The organism is Methanobrevibacter sp., assembly GCF_030539875.1.
Classification (GTDB): Archaea; Methanobacteriota; Methanobacteria; order Methanobacteriales; family Methanobacteriaceae; genus Methanocatella.
In genome coordinates, this window is record NZ_JAUNXI010000039.1 from 1 (window position 1) to 1788 (window position 1788).

1 protein-coding gene is annotated in these 1788 nt (G+C 30.7%); it reads right to left on the bottom strand.

Annotated features, from left to right (window positions below):
* Positions 1 to 43 precede the first annotated feature (43 nt).
* Complete coding sequence (locus Q4Q16_RS09250; protein ID WP_303347440.1) at positions 44 to 1540, bottom strand: transposase; 1497 nt, start codon at positions 1538 to 1540, stop codon at positions 44 to 46.
* Positions 1541 to 1788 lie beyond the last annotated feature (248 nt).

Here is a 1788-nt window from a genome sequence, read left to right on the forward strand (position 1 = left end):
GTGTCCGCCAAAATTAGTTTTTGGCAGACCAGTTGATTTTTAATTAAAATATTGTCACGTCAAGCTTTAATTGGTTCATTACTGATTCTCTTTCGCAGAAATTTTCTAAATCTTCTGTTGAATTTTCTATTTCTTGTGTAATGTTGTATAATCTGATTAGATTGTATGCTAATGCATCTAAGTATAGTCTTTCTTCAGTTCGCACCATTCCGATGACTACTTCTTTTTCTATTTGGAATTGTTCCTTTAATATTCCAAATGGTCCTTCAACGCTTGATCTTTTGGCATATTCGTCTTTATATTCTTGTTTTTCCATTTTTCTGTTCATTGCTTTTTGCATTTCTGATCCGTATTCTGTGATGGTTCTGTGTGTTTGTGAGGATGAATAGCATTTGTTTCGTGCTTTGCAGTTTTTACATGCTTCGTAATTATTGTAGAGTCTTTTTATTTTGTCTGGTTTTTCAGGATCTTTGTGTGGTTCAATATATTTTCCAAAAAAGTGCAAATATTCTCCTTCAGGACATTTGAATGCATCTAATTCATAATCGTATTCGAAATGGTCTTTATGATATTGATTCTCATTTAATTTTCCAATTTTTTCTTTGGATTGTTTTCTATTTGGTATTAATCCATCGATTTTTTTATCTGCCAAGTAAGATAGGCTTATTTGATTTAAGTATATTGTGTCGGCGCTTATGTATTTTGGTGTTTTTTGTATGTTCTGTATTGCTCTTTCTGCGATTGGAGGTAGTTCATAATGGTCTGTAGGGTTTTGTGTGACGTTTATTGCACAGATTAGTTTGGTATCGTAATCGACTGCAGATTGGATATTATAGGCAACCATGAAGTTTCCTTTCTTTCCTTTCATAAATCTTGCTTCAATATCGTTTATTGGTATTTTATCCTGTCCAGTAAATGTAAATTGAGTTTCAATGTCGTATAATAGTTCTATTTTATCTTCGACATCCATGTCTTTATTTTCCAATATTTTTTGAGCAGGTTTATGGAGTTTTTCAAGTGTTTCCTGACTAATTGACAGTCCGTTGAAGTAATCAAGCAATATCTGTGTTTCTTTTTTTGTGATGACATTGTTGTTGGAATTGTATGCTTTTTTGATGGTTCCATCAATGGCAACATGATTAAAATCAGTTAATTTCAAATCTGAAGCCTTTTTTAAGGTCATTTGAACCAATAGTTCAAAGTAACAACCATATTCTCTCCTATACCTTTGAACTGAACGTTCTGATGGTTTAACATCATCAGAAACAAACCTGTAAACCTCATGATACCTTGCCATGTCTGCAATATACCTGGCGCTTTCCACATGCTCCATTTTAGCATAAACAAGCAATTTCAACATGGAATCAATAGGTAAGGACTCTCGTCCTTTCTTCTTTTTAGGTTCTTTGATGTTTAACATCGGATAAGTTTCATCAATAAAATCCACGACAAAATGAGAAATATGATCTTTCGGAATGTTGCTATCTAAAGTCACAATGCCCAATTTACTCTGATTCTTATCAATTTTTCTTTGAACCATAAAATACAACTCCAAAATAACTAATAGTTAATATTAACTATATAAAACAAAGTATATAAACTTAACTATTATAAAATCAGTTAAAATACAATTTAACAAATCAAACATTGCTGTAATTAAATTATACAAGTGTTAATGAGAATACATTTAAATTTAAGTAAGATTAAAATGAATTAATGAAAAATAAGAAAAAATAAGTCAAAAATTTTTCAGCACAAAATCAAAAAAATTAATTTTGGCGGACACCC

Excerpts from the sequence above, each read along its gene's own strand:
- Q4Q16_RS09250 (WP_303347440.1), bottom strand. The coding sequence starts at position 1,540 with ATGGTTCAAAGAAAAATTGATAAGAATCAGAGTAAATTGGGCATTGTG.